The sequence below is a fragment of the Aeromonas sp. QDB68 genome, assembly GCF_027707405.1.
GTDB classification, from domain to species: Bacteria; Pseudomonadota; Gammaproteobacteria; order Enterobacterales; family Aeromonadaceae; genus Aeromonas; species Aeromonas caviae.
In genome coordinates this window covers 1-19,238 of sequence record NZ_JAPCIQ010000080.1, presented here as the reverse complement: position 1 = coordinate 19,238, position 19,238 = coordinate 1, and the positions used below count along the sequence as shown (strand labels likewise).

Here is a 19,238-nt window from a genome sequence, read left to right as displayed (position 1 = left end):
CAGGCAGCCTGTCAAGGTATTCGAAGAGTACCGTCAGGCGGCATAGGCGAGTGTCGCACTTCGAAGTTGAATTCGCGATGTTCACACTTAATTCACTGGCCCTAGTGGGGATGCTTGGCCATTCAAATTCAATTCGGGAGTTTCTACTCCCGGATCTGTTGAGCTAACCCTCATTTGTTATCGCATCAGTTGGAGTAACCCATGGCAGCCTATTCCCCTCCCTTCACCCTGACCCACTCCATGTTGAGTCGAGTGGCGGAGATCGCCGAGTTGGTGGGGCAGTGGCGGTTTGCTCAGAGCTCCCAGGTGCCGATGCTGCGCAGAGAGAACCAGATCCGCACGATCCAAGCCTCCCTGGCTATTGAGCACAATACCCTCAGTGTTGAGCAGGTGACTGCAGTGATTGTACCGAGTTCATCCTCTTTTTACTGGAAGCGCTGCGCGATGCGCTGGCCCAGGCGATGGCGACTCAACCAGCAGCAGTATCACCACATCAGGAGAAAATGCGGGTAGAAATGAAGGTTGAAATGCAGGTAGAAAAACGGATAAAAACGCCGCAGGCCATCTTGGCGGAACTGGCGGCTGAGCCGACCATAACGCTCAAGCAAGTTGCAGAGCGGATTGGCAAATCGGCCAGTACAGTGGAGAGAGCTGTTGCCGTGCTGGTCAAGGACGGTCGATTACGCTTTGTTGGGCCGCGTAAGAGCGGATGTTGGGAGGTATTGGATCCTTATGCGTAACCATCTAGCCCCGTAACTAACCGACTTGGAATTACCTCGCCACCGGCAGGTCCTCCCAGCGGGTGGTGTAACAGGGGCTCAAGTGCTCTTGTCGCATCATCCACTCGGGTGACCCCGTGCCTTGACTGACAAAGCCTACGCGCCCCAACCCTCTGGCTTTGATCTGGTCCATTACTGCCATCAACGCATCCGATTGAGCAGAGGACGGGGCAAACAGATCGGCCTGTTGCTGCCCCTTGGGGGTGAACTCACTCAGCATGACCCCGCCCTTCTGATAGCGGTAACCGTCGCGCCAGATCTGCGGTAGTAGCACACTGTAGTGCTGTAGCTACCTCAAAGCTGAAGCTGCAACAGGTGTAACCTGACCAAAACACCGCCAACAAGACTAAACCCAAGCTAATCAGATTTATCATGGATGAAATCTATGAGATCATTGGGAATCTAATTTAATTGGTCTTGTTGATGGAAATCCATGTCATGGCAGATCGCTGGTTGTCGGTCGAAGAAATCGCTGAGTACCTAGGTGTCAGCAAGGACACAGTTTACGCCTGGATCAGTAAACGAAACATGCCTGCACATCGCATCGGTCGGTTTTGGAAGTTCAAATCGGAAGAGGTCGATGAGTGGGTGCGCTCAGGTGGCGCAGCAGAAAATGAAGTTCGAGGCAGTGAATGATTGACTTGCCACTGGCCGGTTTCGATCGCCTCATCCGACGGTCGGAATGAAACGAGGATATTTGATATGAAGACAATTGCTTGCGTTGACTTGTTTTGTGGAGCAGGCGGGCTGACGCATGGCTTCGTTCTCGAAGGTATGCCGGTCGTTGCTGGCATCGATATGGACCCGGCTTGTCGCTTCCCTTATGAAGCTAATAACAACGCCAAATTTGTAGAGCGAGACATCAGCAAGGTCACGGCCGTCGAGCTGAACTCACTTTTCGGGAATGCTGACCTGAAGATCCTTGCTGGTTGTGCACCTTGCCAACCGTTTTCTACCTATGCTCAGCGCTATGAACTGGATGGTAAAGATGGAAAGTGGGGACTCTTGTATGAGTTCGCTCGCCTAGCAGAAGGTACCAATCCTGACGTTATCACGATGGAGAATGTTCCCTCTGTTGCGAAACACGAAGTGTTCCATGATTTCGTCGATACTCTCAAACGGCTCGGTTACAACGTTTGGTTCGATGTTGTCGATAGTTCCCAATATGGTGTCCCGCAGACTCGCAAGCGTATGGTCCTGCTGGCTTCAAGGCATGGTGCAATCAAGATGATTGCACCGACAATCACAAAACCAAAGACGGTTAGACAGGCAATTGGACGCTTGCGTGAGCTGCACGCTGGCGAGTCTTCCTCCAGAGATAAATTGCACACCGCGTCGATGTTATCGAGTAAGAATCTGCAACGTATCAAGGTCTCTAAGCCCGGAGGTACATGGCGTGACTGGCCCGAGCATTTGGTTGCAAATTGTCACCGTGCTGAGAGTGGTCGCACTTATCCCGGTGTCTATGGCCGTATGGAATGGGACAAACCCGCACCAACCATGACTACTCAGTGTTATGGCTTTGGAAATGGTCGCTTTGGGCACCCAGAACAGGATCGTGCCATCTCTCTGAGAGAGGCTGCCATCATTCAGAGTTTTCCGCGTGATTATGTATTCATTCCCAAGGATGGTGAGGTGAGCTTCAAGGTGCTTGGGCGCCTCATCGGTAACGCTGTGCCAGTTGACCTCGGCCGCGCAATTGCACGAAGTATCAGTGAGCACTTGGCTGCCACGATACCTTGATGGTCTGCTGACAAAATAGAGTGATGCTACTCATTCAGTTCTCATAACCTGCGGTGGTCCTCAAAATGAGGGATGTGTGGCAAAAATGTGCTGGTACTGAGATCGCGTGGTGCAGGGTGTTGCACCAGAAAGGTCAGCGCTGCCGAGTCGCTTTCAAAGAGCTGAAGAAACCTCGTTGGGTCGAAGAGATTGCTTATCCACGGTTAATGATTGCCATCCATCACTGATGGTTGCTTCTGGCAGGGATGCCCCGAATGTGCGACTTGAAAGCATTAAATGAACGGTGCTGCAATGTTGGGAATGGCTGTTCCCAGAATAGGCTGCTGAAGTTGTCTTCCAGACAATAACCCTGGGCAGATCGGAGCACAGAGCATCGTCACTCAACTCATACAAAAAATTGAACAAGAAGATGATAGATCTCATGGGAACCACAAGTACGCAGTATGATCAGACTTATCGCTCCTGCCCAGAACCGGGGCAGTTAGTCGAAGTTAGACGACGCCAGTGGGTCGTTGCCGAAGTCATGTCATCCAAATTGGCATCGACGTCCACCCCGCAGAATGCAGTGACACTCTCCTCCATCGACGAAGATGGGTTGGGAGAGGAGCTAGAGGTCATCTGGGAGATAGAGCCGGGTGCACAAATCATAGAACGCGCTGGTCTGCCCACGATCACCGGCCAAGATGATTCCTATACTCTCGACGCCTTCCTTGATGCCGTGCGTTGGGGGGCCGCAACCAACGCTGACCGGGGCTTCTTACAAGCCCCTTTCCGAAGTGGTGTCAGCATTGAAGACTTCCAACTCGATCCTTTGGTGCGCGCCATCGACATGGCACGCGTCAACCTGCTCATCGCCGATGACGTTGGTCTGGGCAAGACCATCGAGGCGGGGTTGATCATCCAGGAGATGTTACTCAGGCATCGCGCGCGCACGGTTCTGATCATCTGCCCCGCGTCGCTGCAGGAGAAGTGGCGTGTGGAGATGCTGGAGAAATTCGGCCTCGAATTCCAAATCGTCGACACCAGCTACATCAAGCAATTACGCCGAGATCGCGGTATCCATGCCAATCCATGGACATCGCATCCTCGCTTGATTACATCAATGGACTGGGTAAAGAGTGGTGAAGGTCTGCGCACCATGCGTGATGTCCTGCCTCTGCATGCCAGCTACCCACGCAAGTTCGACATGTTAGTCATTGACGAGGCACACAATATCGCTCCTGCGGCTGGGGCAAACTATGCGTTGGAAAGCCAGCGTACCCGCTTCATCCGTTCGATCAGCCCTCACTTCCAGCACCGATTGTTCCTGACCGCGACACCGCATAACGGCTATACCGAATCCTTCACCTCACTGCTCGAGCTGCTGGACGACCAGCGTTTCGCCAGGAACATCCTTCCAGATCAGAAGCAGCTGAGTCAGGTGATGATTCGCCGACTCAAGAGCGATCTGGTCGATGCCGAAGGTCAACCACTCTATGCCCAGCGCAAGCTCAAAACCTTGCCAGCCGCATACACGGCCAGAGAGCGCGCTATCCACGCGAAACTGGATGAATACTGCCAAAGTCGGGAGCTGTCTGCTGAGAAAATCGGCAACGCGTTCGGGACGACTTTCGTCAATCAGCTACTCAAAAAGCGCCTCTTTTCCTCGCCGGCGGCCTTTGCATCCACGCTCGAAAAACACATCGTCAGTCTGACTAATGGAAGCCAACGCAGTGACAAGAACGCAATGGCCGACCGCATCCTACGCAAAGCCATTCTCCGAGCTGATGAGGACTACGCCAACGACCAGGAGGTAGAGAACGCCCAATCCGAGGCAGTCGAAGAAGCCTCGCGTCGCGCTCAGCCGCTCACGGCAGACCAGCAGCAGATGTTGGACGAACTACGCCATTGGGCGCAGACGGCCAAGAACCAGGTAGACGCCAAAGCCAAGGCCGTGCTCGATTGGATTGATGCCAACCTGAAGACAAATGGTCAGTGGAACGAACGCCGGGTGATCCTGTTCACCGAATACCGAACTACCCATCAGTGGATGCAGGAGATCTTGGCAAGCTATGGGTATGGTGGTGAGCGCCTCGCCATCCTACATGGCGGCATCGCGCAAGACGAACGTGAGAAAATCAAAGCAGCCTTCCAGACCTCTCCCAAGGAATCTGCTGTGCGCATCCTGCTGGCTACCGATGCCGCCTCCGAAGGCATCGACTTGCAGAATCACTGTAACTGCCTAATCCATCTTGAGATCCCCTACAACCCCAACGTGATGGAGCAACGCAATGGTCGTATCGACCGACACGGGCAGCGTCAGAAAGAAGTCTTGATCTGGCATCCCGTAGATAGCGGAGAAAACGGCAAGGTCAGCATCGGTGGCCATGGTGATGACATCCTCCGGGCGCTGCGCAAACTCGAATCGATGCGGGCGGACATGGGCAGCGTCAATCCGGTCATCGCGCCACAGATGTCGGGATTGATTGAAGGTTCGATCAGAGACCTTGATACCCGTGTTGCCGAAAACAGGATTGCCAAGACCAGACGCTTCGTTAGCGCCGAGCGAGCACTCAATGAACGAGTCGCAAAGTTACATGACAAACTCCTGTCCACCCAACAGGATTTCCATCTCACGCCTGAGCATATCCTCATGGCTGTCAACACCGGCCTCAAGCTGGCTGGCCGCCCACATTTAGAACCATTTTCGCTACCGGATGCGCCAAGTGCTTCTGTATTCAGGATGCCAGCGTTATCGGGGTCTTGGGCACGCTGTCTAGAGGGGTTACGCCACCCCCACACGCAGCAGATCCGCCCCATCACATTCAATCACACAGTGGCGAAGGGACGTGACGATGTCGTACTCGTTCATCTGAACCACCGTCTGGTACAAATGTGCCTGCGTCTTTTACGGGCCGAGGTATGGGCTCGCGACGACGTAAAGAAATTGCACCGTGTCACTGTGCGTTCGATGCCAGATGCATCGATCGACGGCCCTGCCGTGGTCGTCATCTCACGGCTCGTCATCACAGGGGGTAATCACCACCGTCTCCATGAAGAACTGACAGTGGCGGGTGGCTATCTCGGTGATAAGTCGTTCCGCCGTGAGGAAGGCGTCAAAAGGGTTGAGCAATGGCTGGAGCAAGCCAAACCAGTGACTGCTTCAGATTCCCTGTTCGACACTTTCCGAGTACGTTTTGACCGTGCTCAAAGTGCCATTCAACAATCTGTGGATGCTCGGTCAAAGGAGCGGCTCAAATATCTGGCCAACACCCTCCAAACCCGCAAACAGAAAGAATTAACCGACATTGGTACTGTGCTGGAAGAACTTGAAAAAACCATTCAGGCCGAATTGGCGAAAGATCAACAGCCAATGCAGTTCTCATTGTTCTCGGAAGATGAGCGAACCCAACTCAAGCGAGATAATGCAGCCTTGGAGGCTCGTCTTGCTCGTATACCTGTTGAACGTTCACAGGAAGCCCAAGCCATCGAAAGCCGCTATGCCAAACTCGACGACCGTACTTTCCCGGTTGCAGTGATCTTTATCGTACCCGAATCTGCCGTTCAGGAGGGGGAAGTATGACCAGCCTACACGATGATTGGCTCTCGCTGATCGACATCTCTGGCCCCTTCCTCGCCGTTCCAGTGCTAAAAGAAGCCTTCCCACAAGGGCTGGAAGAACTCGATGGCACCAAGCGCAAGCGCCTACGCCAAGCCTACGAGGAGTGGCGCGACGCGCTGGAACAGGACGATCCTCAGCTTGATGAACTACACAGCGCATGGATCGACGAAGTGTTGTCACGCGGCCTTGAACTCGACGAGGACGGCAAGGGCGACGTGCTGAAGCGTGCCGACTGGTGCACCATCAACCTGAAAGCGGTGCTCCCTGACCACGGTGTAGCACTTTCGCCCGATCAGGCGGTGGTCGATGAGCAACGTGCCAACAAGCCGATGATGCTCATCCACACCTATGCACAAGATATCGATCTCGATGCTATGCAAAAGCTTGATGGTTGGGTCGCTACCCCAGCCGATCGCATGGTTCAGTTGTGCCGCACCCTTGGTTGTCGCCTCGGTTTGATAACCAATGGTGAGCGCTGGATGCTGGTCGATGCTCCAGTGGGCGCAGTCACCTCATTTGCCAGTTGGTATGCACGCCTCTGGGGCCAGGAACCGATCACACTGCAGGCCTTCGTGCATCTACTCGGCATCCGCCGCTTCTTCGTCGATGAGTCCGAACAACTGCCTGCACTGTTCGACGTCTCACTGAAGTATCAGGACGAAGTGACAGATGCATTGGGTGAACAGGTTCGCCGCGCCGTCGAAGTATTGATCCAGTCCCTCGACAAGGCTGACCAGGATCGCAATCGCGAACTGCTGCACGACGTCAAAGAGTCCGAGTTGTATGAGGCCGCGTTGACCGTAATGATGCGTCTGGTGTTCCTGCTCTCGGCTGAGGAGCGCGGACTGTTGCTCTTGGGTGACGAACGCTATGAGGCCAACTACGCGCTTTCCACTCTGCGCATGCAACTGCGCAAGGAGTCCGAAGAGATCCTCGAACGGCGTTGGGATGCCTGGTCACGCCTGTTGGCGATCTTCCGTGCGGTCTACTGCGGTGTCGAGCACGAGAATCTACGTCTACCCGCGCTGGGCAGCTCTCTGTTCGATCCGGACCATTTTCCTTTCCTCGAGGGACGAGCCAAAGGTTCCAATTGGCGGATAGATACGGCCAGGCCGCTGCCGATCGACAATCGCACCGTTCTATTGTTGCTGGAGGCCATTCAGCAATTCCAGGGGCGCGCACTCTCTTATCGCGCACTGGACGTCGAACAGATCGGTTATGTCTATGAGGGCTTGCTGGAGCGTACAGTCAAACGGACTGATGAAGTTACGCTGGAATTGGACGCCACCAAGAAATCTCAGTCCCCTTGGGTCAAACTGGCTGAGCTGGATGCTGCATCCAGTGATAGCGCTGAGCGGTTAGTCAAGCTGCTACAAGAACGCTCTGGCTGCTCTGTTAGCCGGGTCCGTAACAGCCTATTCAAACCTGTCGATGACACCCTGGCCGATCGCCTTTTGACCACCTGCCAAGGCGACCTCCGACTGCGTGACCGAATCAAACCCTATGCTCATCTGTTACGCACCGATCCTTGGGGCTATCCACTGGTCTACCCGGCCGGAGCATTCATCGTCACCAGCGGTTCCAACCGGCGCGAAACTGGTACTCACTACACACCGAAGTCTCTCACCGAAGCCATCGTCACTGAGACGCTGACTCCGGTGGTCTATATTGGCCCATCAGACGGTATCCCACGTGAACAGTGGCAACTCAAATCCCCTGCTGAATTACTGGATCTCAAGATCTGTGACCCAGCCATGGGTTCGGGTGCCTTTTTGGTACAGGCCTGCCGTTGGCTGGCCGATCGCCTGGTCGAAGCCTGGTCTCTGGCAGAGGCCAACGGAAATGTGGTGAGCGTGGACGGTGACGTTTTGGACTTACTGGAGACCCAGGAGCCTTTGCCACGTGACATGGATGCACGCATAATCATCGCCCGCCGCCTGATTGCCGAACGTTGCCTGTACGGCGTCGATCTGAATCCGCTGGCGGTCGAACTAGCCAAACTCTCTATCTGGCTGGTGACGCTGGCCAAAGGCCGCCCGTTTGGTTTCCTCGATCACAGCCTGCGCTGTGGTGACAGCTTGTTGGGCATTCACCGGCTGGATCAGCTCACCGAGCTATCCATGACGCCGAACGGGAAAGGTCAGCAACGCTTGTTTGGGCAGAACATTGAGCGTGCGGTACAAGAAGCGATCACGTTGCGGCAGCAGCTGCGTGCCATGCCAATTCGCGACATTCATGATGTCGAAGCGATGTTTCGATTGGATACGGAAGCGCGTCAGGCTCTGGAAGTGCCCGAGCGCATTGGGGATGCGCTCATCGGTGAAGCGTTCGCTGCGGGTGGGAATGGCACAGTGTTTGAGAATGCTTTGACATCCCTGACCATTCAATCTGGGCGTGCCATTGATGGCGACTGCGACTCGCTCGCATTATTAAAACATAGATCGGTAACCGGGCTCTCGGTTGATTTGCCGACCAACAAACCTGCGCGACGGTCTTTCCATTGGCCTTTGGAGTTTCCAGAGGTCTTCGTCGGGGCACGAGATGGCTTTGACGCGGTAGTTTCTAATCCGCCATTTCTGGGCGGTCAAAAGATAACTGCTGCATTTGGAACTGCGTACCGAAATTATTTGGTCAAGTACATCGCGAACGGTCAGAGGGGTTCGGCAGACTTTTGTGCTTATTTCTTTCTCCGAGTCAGCTGTCTCCTAAGACGCCACGGGATGGCAGGTTTACTTGCCACGAACACCATAGCCCAAGGAGATACACGCGAAGTTTGTCTAGAGCAGCTGATCGGTAAGGATATCTGCATCCCCCGTGCAATATCGAGTTGTCCATGGCCTGGTGCCGCTGCACTTGAGGTCTCTGAAGTCTGGATGTGGAAGGGCAAATGGAAGGGTGCTTGTACGCTTGATGGCCTTGGCGTTATCGGAATCACAGCTTTCCTGACGTCAGCTGCTCAACAAATTCCTCAACCATATAAGCTCAAGTCGAATGAAAAATTGTCCTTCATCGGATCTATTCCGCTAGGAGCTGGGTTTTTGCTCACCCCAGGAGAAGCAAAGCAACTGATTGAGCACGCGATCGAGAATAAAGAAATATTGAAACCCTACATCAGCGGGGATGATGTGCTCTCAAATCCAGATATGCGACCATCGCGCTGGGTCATTGACTTCGGCGATCGGTCTCTAGAAGATGCACAGGCATATCCCGATTTACTGGCCATTGTTGAAGAAAAAGTTAAGCCAGAGCGAGATAAAAATAATCGGAAAACTCGCAGGGAAAAGTGGTGGCAATTTGCAGAAAGATCGCCGTCTTTGTACGAGGCGATTTCGCCACTTGCAGAAGTGTTTTTTCATTCATTTACAAGCAAATACGTTGCCTTTGGTCTTGTTTCAGCACGGCAGAGTTTTGCGGGGCCGCACGTGGTCATTGCATCTGAGGATAAGGCAGTATTGGGTGTTTTGCAGTCTGCATTCCATGAATGTTGGGCAAGAGCTTGGTGTTCTACTCATGAGACACGTCTGCGCTATGCGCCGTCCGATTTGTTGGAAACATTCCCCTTCCCGGAGCTATCCGATGAATTGAGATCGGTAGCGGTGAAATATGAAACTCAACGCCGGTCAATGATGTTGGCCAATAGCGAAGGGATGACAAAAACATACAACCGAATGCACGATCCTGAGTGCTTTTCAGACGATGTGGAGACGTTACGGAAACTGGCTGTAGAACTGGACCGCGAAGTTGCCAAATGTTATGGCTTCCCAAATGTGGAACTTGGTCATGGTTTCCATGAAACAAAACAAGGTGTGCGCTTCGTAATCTCTGAATCTGCGCGACTGGAGGTTGTGAAAAGTCTCGCCGAACTAAATCATCTGCGGTACGAGGAAGAAGTGGCTCATGGGCTGCATGGCAATGGGAAAGTGCGAACACCTCGCCGTGCTACCCGCACCACGTCCGCGCAGCCGTCTTTCGACTTTGAGGCGAAGCCTGCTTCGACCTCTCATGGCACGCCGGCTACCACGGTCATCCTCGATTTCCTATGTGCAAACCCACACTGGCATGCAAAGGCTGACGTTCTGGCAGCTACCAACATAACGGACGGTCAGTGGAACACTGCCATTTCCGGCTTGATTACAGGTAGCAAGGTCGAACGCAAAGGCGAACGTCGCGGTGCGCGATATCGAGCGGTAGATGCCGGGGGGGCTGCGCAATGATGACCCAAGCCTGGTTCGAGATGGCAGAAATCCGCCGTCGAAAATTTGCAGCAGCAGCCTGGATACCACTGAGGGCAATTCAGCCAATCTGCGAAGAGGGAAAGCGTGGCTATCTCGGGTTCAAGGAGGAGTTCTTTGGCGTTGGCTCGCTGGCCATTCCTGTCGATCTGAAGGACAAAGCAGACCAACTCGGTTGGTCTGATGTCGGGATCAGCCACGAGCACCGGTCTTATGTCGACAATGGGCGCTACATTCCAGCTGACGTGTATGAATACAGCCGAAGCGAGCAGATTGGCTTCTCACTGGTGCTTGAGCAACGCTTGAGCGGTGTTGAACAAAATGTTTGGCACCTGCATCAGGACTTCGTGATTGCCCTCGAACTCATGAGGGATGGTGATCGTTGGATATGCCCGAATGAGGGATACACGGAAGTGGCCCGCCTCCATCGGCACCCAGATGGTCGACCATTCCTGATGGAGGCAAAGGCGGAATTCCTGCTTGACTACCTTTGTGCACGAGGCATGGGATTACTCGTGACCGCTTACTGGAATCGCGAGGAGGTTGTCGAGGACATCGCGCATATCACTTGGGTAGAGAACCCGGAGCATGAAGGTACTGAGGGGGCGCGCTGGGCAGGGCGTACCTATGAGATCCACGAAGGCGGCATGCCATTTGGTGCGGAAACGGCGGTGTTTCATGTGTCTCGTACAGACGTTGATCCTAGCGAAGATGTGCCGGTGTTCGGCTTCCCTACGGACGATGTAACCGAAGGACGATCGTGGACGTTCAAGCGTGAAGAGCGGAAGCTGTTCGTCGTGGAAGGCGAATACTGGCGAGACGAGTGGATCAATCCCGGTAAATACAGCGCTCTGATTCGTGGAGATGATGTACCTGGCTCAGCATTTTTCATTACCGATACAGTAGGCACGCGCGAGTCAAAGGATACCCTTACGAAAGAAAGCCGTTGGCTGTGGTTCCGGGCAGAAGTAATAAGCGCGCTCCTTGAGTATCGTGGCGGGCATTTGGGTTGGTACACCAGGGACACCGGCTCAGTTACCTGTTCCCCCGGCTACGGCGTGCACTTTGGCGTTAACTCAATTGGCCTTGTCAGTGTATATGCCAAGGACATCGGCCTATTACCAGATTGGCAGCAGAGAGTCTGGGCAGGCTTCAACGTCACACCTGAAGGCGGTGTTTCAGAGGAACTGCTTGCTTCGCAGATGCGGGCACGACCAGCAGATACCACCTCGCCCGAAACCGCTCTTGTTCAAGCACTGGCTCGTATGGATGAGGTCATTTTGGCAAGACGAGGCAAATCACTGTTTCGTGAGCATCCATACCGCAATGAAGTGTTGAGTCACATCCATCGGTTTCGATCGACCAACGAAAAAGGGCTATTCGCACTGGCGAAGGACATAGCACGGTTGACGGCTGACAGCATTGACATTACGGCGTTACAAGAGATCGCTGCACCGCCAAAGGGGGAGAGGTGGGGCTCACTCAAATCTCTTGAGAAGGTTCTGGCTACGGTGTGCACATCAGAGGATGCACGCCGTGCGCTTGCGCCACTGGTTGGGACTTACCAGCTACGCCTTGCCGACGCACATTTGCCGGGGTGCGAGTTAGCGGAAGCGATGAAGTTGGTGGGCATTGACGGTTCAAGCCTAGCACTACATCAGGGACAAACGCTGATTGCGAACTGTGCCAATGCTGCGATGGTGATTGCCAGCATGCTTGAACGTCTGGCAAGTAGAGAAATCGACAAAGGGGATATGGATGACTGAAACCAAGCCACAAAAATCACCAAATGTATGGTTCGCCATCGACCGAGACCGAGTCAAAGATCCCACACTTGCTCCCTACACGCTGCAACTAAAAGGCGGGCGTTCGCTCAATCAAGCCATCGCCGATGACGATTGGGTGCTGATCCTGGATACCACAGGCCATATAACGCGGGTTGGCAGGATTCTGCGAATTCGTTCCGATTTGGAAACCACCACGCTCTTTTTCGACCGCATGTTGCAGGTTGAGCCATCGGTTTCGATTGGTATGACCTCACTCAGATTACCTGCAAAAGGAAGTTCGGGACGTATTCAATGGGCAGATTTCATTGCCATGCTCCCCAGTGCACTGCACAAGAGCATCGCTGAAATACCAAGAATTGAAGATCAAGCCTACATTCGCGAATTGCTGCAACTGGCCGTGATGGACGACTTGCTTGGTCCGGCTGGTGGTCCTAAAGAACTCATCGTCGATATGGGGGTACGCGACCGCTACCTGGTCGGTAAGCTTGCTCCGCGCGAGGCGGCTGAACGTGGGCAGGAGTTTCCGGTCGATGCTGAGAATACAGAGGACGACGCACCGGACCTGATCGTCAAGGCGCGACCAGCAAAAGTGGATTCTCCTACTGTATCTGGTAGTGGAGAGTCCGATGAGCAGGAAGAGATCGATGCAGCCAGTAACCAATCATTGGTACCCAGCAGCCTCGGTATGACCTTCTGCGTGGATGGTGATGTCGATCGGATCGAGATCGAAGCGCGTTGGGGTCGTTACGAGCGCAGCGATGAGCACGAAATTTACCGGACCCGGAAAAACAAGGAGACGGGGGCCGAAGAGCGAACCAAGGCCAAGGTGTGGCAACGCATCCCGTGCGGAGGAAAGATTTTACTGTCGCTGACAGAAGGGGGGATCCCGCCTCAGGCTCCTGACAGTGCCGCTCCGGAAGTTAGGGTGCAAGGGTCAATTCGCGCCAAGAATGCCAATGGCGATCGGTTGGTCACACTGTTCCTGGTGAATGCACAGGAAGAGCCGGACGCCAACCGCGATACGGCGTGGGTATTCCAGCCCGAGCTGATCGTTCGTTCTGAAAAGGATGCAGCAAATCGCGCCATCTTCCGGCGCAGGCCAGTGCTGGACGCAGACGGTATGGACCCTGAGCTCGAAGCGCTAGAGATGATCTACCGTAACCGGGTGGAGTTTGCCGTCGGTCATGGGGTTGCCGTCCATGCCAAGACCGAAGAGGACGTGACGTTGGCCACCGAGGTACGTACCACAGTGATGCCGCAGTACGAAGTCCAAGTGACGGAGACGCCGGGGCTCGATCCGTCCGATCGCCCGGCGATGCGCGAAATGGTCAGTAGCGGCCTACTCGACATGCAGCGACTGGCGACGTTGGAGATAGACCCGCTCGTTGATGCCTTGAATATGCTGACCAAGGACTATGCCGCCTGGATCGGTGAACAGCGCGCCAGTGTGGGCACCCAGGTCAAGGGCTTCGATGCTCAAGCCCAAGCCGCCATGGAGCGTTGTCGGGAAATCCATACCCGCCTGCAGCAAGGTATCGACACTCTCAAGCATGATGACAACGCGCTGGCTGCCTTTCGTTTCGCCAACCGGGCGATGGCTACGCAACGTGTGCGCAGCCTATATGCACTCGCAAATCGTCGAGGAGAGGATGCCACAGTCGACAAATTCGATGCGGTGAAAAATCGCAGTTGGCGTCCTTTTCAGCTGGCATTCCTGCTGCTATCCATTCCGTCGTTGGCAGACCCAAGCCATCCAGACCGAGTACAACCAGTCAGTGCTTACGCTGACTTGCTGTGGTTCCCCACTGGCGGCGGCAAGACCGAAGCCTATCTGGGCGTTGCTGCCTTCACCATGGCCATACGGCGCATGCAGGGTAATCTGGGTGGGTACGACAGTTCGCGCGGTTTGGCCGTGATCATGCGCTACACCCTGCGCCTGCTGACGTTACAGCAGTTTCAGCGTGCAACAGTATTGATCTGTGCGATGGAGGTGTTGCGGCGCGAGGCCTTAGATAAAGGCGATGAATCCCTCGGGACAGAACCCTTCACTATCGGCCTCTGGGTCGGTAATAAGGTGACACCAGGCACGACTGAGAACAGCCATCGCGCCATTGAGGATATGCGTAATCCCGGTAAAAACAATGCCGGAGCGGCATCACCCGCGCAGCTCACCAGTTGTCCATGGTGCGGGTCTGAGGTGGCTCCCGGACGCGACATTGAGGTTGACAAAGGCTCTGGCCGTACTTTTGTCTATTGCGGCGACAAGAAAGGCCGATGCGATTTTTCCAAAGGTAAATCCAGCAAACAGCCACATCCAGGGATTCCGGTTTTGGTTGTGGATGAAGAGATATATCACAGGCCCCCCACGATGATGATCGCCACCGTGGATAAGTTTGCCATGATGGCTTGGCGTGGTCAGGTGCGTACGCTGTTTGGTCGCGTGGGGCAAGAATGTGAGCGCCATGGACTGCTTTGGCCAGGCTGCGAGTGCAACACCGGCCACCGTGCAGCGAAAGGGTTACCTGTCGCAAGAGTAAAAAAAATCAGCCCCATTCGCCCACCTGATCTAATCATCCAGGATGAGTTTCACCTGATCAGTGGGCCGCTCGGTACCATGGTGGGCCTGTATGAGACAGCTGTCGATGAGTTGTGCGGCTGGACGCTCAATGGCAAAACGGTCAAGCCGAAAGTCATTGCTTCGACGGCGACGGTGCGCAAAGCCAAGGAACAAGTGAACAACGTCTTCATGCGCCAAGTTTCGGTGTTCCCACCCCATGGACTAGACGTGGAGGACAACTTCTTCTCGGTACAACGTCCAATCGAAGAGAAGCCGGGACGACGTTACCTTGGCGTGTGCTCGCCCGGCAGTTCACGTCCCGCAATGCTGATCCGTGTATACACCGCCTTCCTGACAGCTGCACAAGAGCTGTTCGATCACTTCGGTGAACCAGCTGACCCTTATATGACCATGGTCGGTTACTTCAACTCCCTACGTGAGTTGGGTGGGATGAAGCGACTGGCAGAGGACGACGTACAGACACGTTCCTACCGCGTACAGATGAGCATGGTAGAACGACCTGCATTGGCACAACGGAGCGTCAATAACATTCGGGAGTTGACATCACGAGTTTCTAGCCAAGACATCCCCAAATATCTCGATAACCTGGAAATCAAGTTCAAGTCGGAATTAGACGCCACTACAGGCAAATTCGTGACCAAGTGGCAGGAGGGTGACACTAGAGCCATCGACGTAGTGCTGGCGACTAACATGCTCTCCGTGGGGGTTGATGTGAACCGACTCGGCTTAATGGCTGTGAATGGACAACCCAAAGGGACCGCCGAATATATTCAGGCCACCAGTCGTGTCGGGCGTTCCTTCCCCGGCTTGGTCTGCACTGTGCTTACGTGGGCCCGTCCACGTGACCTGTCGCATTACGAGACGTTCGAACACTACCATGCCACCTTCTACAAGCATGTCGAAGCGCAATCTGTCACACCGTTTTCACCGCGTGCGATGGACCGAGGCTTGACTGGCTCTTTGTTGAGTCTCATTCGTTTAGAGAACGATGATTTCAGCTCTAATGAGGGGGCTGGCCAATTGAATATGTCCGACCAGGCCGAGATCACCGATGCCATCAAGGTATTGGCGATGCGTGCAGGCAATGTTGCAGAAGATAACGAACGTAAGCTGTTGGCTGAAAATGAACTGAAAGAGCGAGCCGACGAATGGGCAAAAGAAGCCAGTAAGGGCGGACGGATATTGGCGTATGAGAAGAGTGGCTCCGAAAAAGACAAGACAGTGGCATTGATCAAGTCCCCAGGAGTTCAAGCCTGGGATAACTGGACGGTTCCGATGTCGATGCGAGAGGTCGAACCAGGTGTGCGTCTGATCATGAACACTAGCCACATCACAGACGATCGCGAATGGAGAGTTCGTCCTCAAGAGAAGGAGGAAAATTGAATATGATCATCAACGGTATAACGCCAGTCGGTGAAGTGCGTCCCAGCCAATTGCTCTGGACCTATGGGCCAGGAGCACTGATCGACCTTCCCAACCTTTCTGTCGTGACGTTAGGAATTGACCGTTGGGAGAAGAACCGTTGTCAGCCAATCCAAGAGGCTCGACTGCTTGCTGCCGTTCGGAAGGTATTAGGAGAGCAAGTCGAAAACTTGCGAATGCCGCCGTTCCAGAAAAGCGAGGTTACCGATGTTTGGTCTGCCGAGGCAAATATCGGGGTACCCGTTCGCCCTTTCCCACGATGGTTACGTTGCGTTAAGTGCGGACTACTTTCACCTTTTGATGCCGGGCTCTTCGAGATCAAGGAAAATCGATTCAGACCTGAACGAACGCGCTTCGTTCACAAAGGCTGCCGAGGCTCGAAAGGAGATCAACCCGCCAAGGATGCTGATGCCGTCCCGGCACGTTTCCTACTAGCTTGCCGCGATGGTCACCTTGATGACTTTCCTTGGCACTACTTCGTCCATGGTGGCCACGACTCGTGCAAAGGAACACTGCGATTCTTTGAGAGTGGAGCATCATTGCAAACCGAGAACCTGTGGGTGAAATGCGATACCTGCGAAGCATCGAGAAGCATGGCACATGCGTTTGGCAAGGCTGGAAAAGAAAATCTTCCAGCATGCAGGGGGCGTCATCCCCATCTGGATCACTTCGACAACGAATGCAATGAAGAACCACGGGCAGTGCTGCTAGGTTCAACGAACAGTTGGTTCCCAATCACGCTCTCAGCACTCGCGATCCCGCTTTCGAATGTCTCGCCGTTGCATCAGATCATCATCGACTACTGGGATGATTTCGTCGAAGTGGAGGATCTTTCCGAATTGAGGGGGATACTCAAAACACTCAAGAAAAGGGGAGAGGCCCAGGGAATAGAGAAGTATGCCCCAGAAGCAGTCTGGTCGGCTATTGATGCACATCGAACCGGTGGGGGTGAAGAATTTATCAGCGAGGCCGACATCAAAAGCCCTGAGTGGGATGTCCTGACAGAAGCCAGCCCGCCGACGGACTATCCACACTTCATGAGTAAGAATGCCGGGACTCCTGCACGATTTGCGCCGTACCTCCACCGTGTTCTATTACTGGAGCGACTGCGAGAGGTTAATGCGTTGCTAGGATTCACTCGAGTTGAAGCTCCTGAAGAGTCCGACGATCCCAGTGAACGTCCACAAATGGCCAGTTTGTCACGGCGCCGACCAGATTGGGTACCTGCCAATCAAGTTCATGGCGAAGGTATCTTCCTCCAGTTCAACGAAGAGGCCCTAGTTGCTTGGGAGTCACTGGTTGCCGTCCAGCAGGTAGACCAGATGCTTCGTGGTGGACACACCGGATGGCGCAACTCACGTCATCTCGATCCGCACGTGGGTTACCCCGGTATCCGCTATGCCATGCTCCACACACTTTCGCATCTGTTGATTCGTGAACTGGCGCTGGAATGCGGCTACAACGCTGCAAGCATCCGCGAGCGGATTTATGCCGACACAACGGGCGATAGTCCACAAGCAGGTATCCTCATCTATACCGCAGCAGCAGATTCTGACGGAACGTTAGGTGGCCTCGTCGATTTGGGGAAACCGGAGAGTCTTGGTCGCTTACTGGAACAAGCCCTGAGTCGCTCGAAAGTCTGCTCCTCTGACCCACTATGCTCCGAACACGATCCTGAAAAAGATCGGTCGTTGCACGGTGCGGCCTGCCATGCGTGCAGCTTGGTCGCTGAAACCTCTTGTGAGCGAGGCAATCGCTATCTGGATCGATCGCTACTCGTACCGACACTCGAACGTACCGACGCGGCATTTTTCAAAGACCTTTGACATGGATGAGCTACTTGATGCGATTACTGCCGTGGTCTCACGAGTCTCTCCTGAGAAGGTAAGAACCATTGCTGAGCGCACTCGGCGAACCGATACCAACAGAGGCATGACCGCACTATGCAGTGCGGTCGGCACCCCAACGGCGACGATCGTGGTCGAGAAACTTGTGCTTGCTTGGCAAAAGACCTCCGTCAGCCCAGACGAACTGGCATCAATGCTCCTTACTGCTGCCCACGTCTACACAAAAGCTACAGCCGAGCAATCTACTGAGCTAGTGTGGACCGGTCCAACGACCCCATTCGTCTCGGCACGTCGCACCGAGCAGGCACTGCTACAGGTCATCAACTCGGCAAAACGAACGCTATTTATCACCAGTTTTGTTGCCTATGACGTGTCGACTATTGTGACGGCACTGAACGAGGCAAATGAGCGTGGAGTTGCCATCTCGATGCTGCTTGAATTATCCCAGGATCAAGGTGGTAGCATCACATTCGATGCGATAGCCAAGATGATGGCACTGGTCCCTTCCGCCAGGCTCTATGCTTGGCATGAAAAGAGCGACCTATTTTCCGGAGGGAGCGTTCACGCTAAAGTGGTTGTAGCCGACGATAGGGAGTGCTTCATTACTAGTGCAAATCTCACCGGACATGCCATGGAAAAAAATATGGAGGTAGGGCTACTCATTTCGGGTGGGCACATTCCCAAGCAGTTGCACGGCCACTTGAGATCATTGGTCGACACCAAGCTGGTTAAACAGGTTTGAGCTTCAAGGAGCCAATTTAGGGCCTTGTTGATCACATATGTTCCTGGAGCATCAGTATTGCTCCGTTCGTCTGTTGGTGAACAGATATTACCGAGTCCTACCCGCTTGTTCATGACACTTATGCGTGCCAGGCTCTCGCCCATCTGGACGTAGTCGGGGCGGCGGTCCCTTCAAATGCAAACCTGATTACCCATGACCCTCAGCCAGCTTCAAGAGCCGATATGGCATCGGCGGGCTTGCCACGACTGCATGCCCCAATTCAACAAACATACTCTTGAGGTCAAAACGATGATTAAACCGGAAGCAGTATTCAGCAAGATGCCTTGGTAAATGCTTCGCTCCGAGCTTATGACAACTGCCCCGCAGCGAGTTCTTCACATTCCCTATCATCGTGTTTACCCAGTTGAATGCCGGATGATCCAGCAAATCAAGGTTGCCCCCGGTGACAACACCCAGGTGCTCACAATTGGCCTCCTTGACCGCTTTGAAACAGGCCAATCCATCGGA

The 19,238-nt window shown here is 54.1% G+C and carries 12 protein-coding genes; 10 read left to right on the top strand and 2 right to left on the bottom strand.

The features are described from left to right. Positions 1-201 precede the first annotated feature (201 nt). The gene (locus PG892_RS17760) at positions 202-513 is read left to right on the top strand and encodes a hypothetical protein (RefSeq protein WP_270825629.1); all 312 of its coding nucleotides are present in this window, start codon (positions 202-204) and stop codon (positions 511-513) included. Further along, positions 504-740, top strand: a complete 237-nt coding sequence (locus tag PG892_RS17755; protein WP_270825628.1) for a winged helix-turn-helix transcriptional regulator — start codon at positions 504-506, stop codon at positions 738-740. The genes PG892_RS17760 and PG892_RS17755 overlap by 10 nt, the downstream gene beginning before the upstream one ends. A 31-nt stretch (positions 741-771) precedes the next feature. On the opposite strand, the gene PG892_RS17750 is transcribed toward PG892_RS17755, so the two are convergent. Then, positions 772-1,053: a DUF4113 domain-containing protein gene (locus PG892_RS17750; protein ID WP_270825627.1), complete on the bottom strand. Its 282-nt coding sequence runs from the start codon at positions 1,051-1,053 to the stop codon at positions 772-774. Between the two features lie 164 nt (positions 1,054-1,217). Between PG892_RS17750 and mads1 the strand changes: the two genes are divergently transcribed. From mads1 to drmC, 8 genes are all read left to right on the top strand, one after another. Next, positions 1,218-1,415, top strand: coding sequence for a methylation-associated defense system helix-turn-helix domain-containing protein MAD1 (gene mads1 / locus PG892_RS17745; RefSeq protein WP_025202133.1), 198 nt, complete (start codon positions 1,218-1,220; stop codon positions 1,413-1,415). 66 nt (positions 1,416-1,481) lie between these two features. Beyond that, the gene (locus tag PG892_RS17740; protein ID WP_270825626.1) at positions 1,482-2,522 is read left to right on the top strand and encodes a DNA cytosine methyltransferase; all 1,041 of its coding nucleotides are present in this window, start codon (positions 1,482-1,484) and stop codon (positions 2,520-2,522) included. A gap of 409 nt (positions 2,523-2,931) precedes the next feature. After that, positions 2,932-6,084: a DISARM system SNF2-like helicase DrmD gene (gene drmD / locus PG892_RS17735; protein WP_270825625.1), complete on the top strand. Its 3,153-nt coding sequence runs from the start codon at positions 2,932-2,934 to the stop codon at positions 6,082-6,084. Then, complete coding sequence (locus PG892_RS17730) at positions 6,081-10,337, top strand: Eco57I restriction-modification methylase domain-containing protein (protein WP_270825624.1); 4,257 nt, start codon at positions 6,081-6,083, stop codon at positions 10,335-10,337. Before drmD ends, PG892_RS17730 begins: the two co-directional genes overlap by 4 nt. Next, positions 10,334-12,121, top strand: coding sequence for a hypothetical protein (locus tag PG892_RS17725; RefSeq protein WP_270825623.1), 1,788 nt, complete (start codon positions 10,334-10,336; stop codon positions 12,119-12,121). Before PG892_RS17730 ends, PG892_RS17725 begins: the two co-directional genes overlap by 4 nt. Beyond that, the gene (drmA, locus tag PG892_RS17720; protein ID WP_270825622.1) at positions 12,114-16,103 is read left to right on the top strand and encodes a DISARM system helicase DrmA; all 3,990 of its coding nucleotides are present in this window, start codon (positions 12,114-12,116) and stop codon (positions 16,101-16,103) included. The genes PG892_RS17725 and drmA overlap by 8 nt, the downstream gene beginning before the upstream one ends. A gap of 2 nt (positions 16,104-16,105) precedes the next feature. Further along, positions 16,106-17,968, top strand: a complete 1,863-nt coding sequence (gene drmB / locus PG892_RS17715; RefSeq protein ID WP_270825620.1) for a DUF1998 domain-containing protein — start codon at positions 16,106-16,108, stop codon at positions 17,966-17,968. Between the two features lies 1 nt (position 17,969). Then, positions 17,970-18,731 (top strand): DISARM system phospholipase D-like protein DrmC, encoded by a 762-nt coding sequence (drmC, locus tag PG892_RS17710; protein WP_270825619.1) that lies wholly within the window; start codon positions 17,970-17,972, stop codon positions 18,729-18,731. Positions 18,732-18,917: 186 nt separating this feature from the next. Here the strand turns inward: drmC and PG892_RS17705 are convergent. Continuing rightward, a partial coding sequence (locus tag PG892_RS17705) for a transposase (protein WP_270809079.1) occupies positions 18,918-19,238 on the bottom strand: 321 nt, incomplete at its 5' end.

Coding starts and splice junctions, on each gene's coding strand:
- PG892_RS17730 (WP_270825624.1), top strand. CDS start 6,081: ATGACCAGCCTACACGATGATTGGCTCTCGCTGATCGACATCTCTGGC.
- PG892_RS17740 (WP_270825626.1), top strand. CDS start 1,482: ATGAAGACAATTGCTTGCGTTGACTTGTTTTGTGGAGCAGGCGGGCTG.
- drmB (WP_270825620.1), top strand. CDS start 16,106: ATGATCATCAACGGTATAACGCCAGTCGGTGAAGTGCGTCCCAGCCAA.
- drmA (WP_270825622.1), top strand. CDS start 12,114: ATGACTGAAACCAAGCCACAAAAATCACCAAATGTATGGTTCGCCATC.
- PG892_RS17760 (WP_270825629.1), top strand. CDS start 202: ATGGCAGCCTATTCCCCTCCCTTCACCCTGACCCACTCCATGTTGAGT.
- PG892_RS17725 (WP_270825623.1), top strand. CDS start 10,334: ATGATGACCCAAGCCTGGTTCGAGATGGCAGAAATCCGCCGTCGAAAA.
- drmD (WP_270825625.1), top strand. CDS start 2,932: ATGATAGATCTCATGGGAACCACAAGTACGCAGTATGATCAGACTTAT.
- mads1 (WP_025202133.1), top strand. CDS start 1,218: ATGGCAGATCGCTGGTTGTCGGTCGAAGAAATCGCTGAGTACCTAGGT.
- PG892_RS17755 (WP_270825628.1), top strand. CDS start 504: ATGCGGGTAGAAATGAAGGTTGAAATGCAGGTAGAAAAACGGATAAAA.
- drmC (WP_270825619.1), top strand. CDS start 17,970: ATGGATGAGCTACTTGATGCGATTACTGCCGTGGTCTCACGAGTCTCT.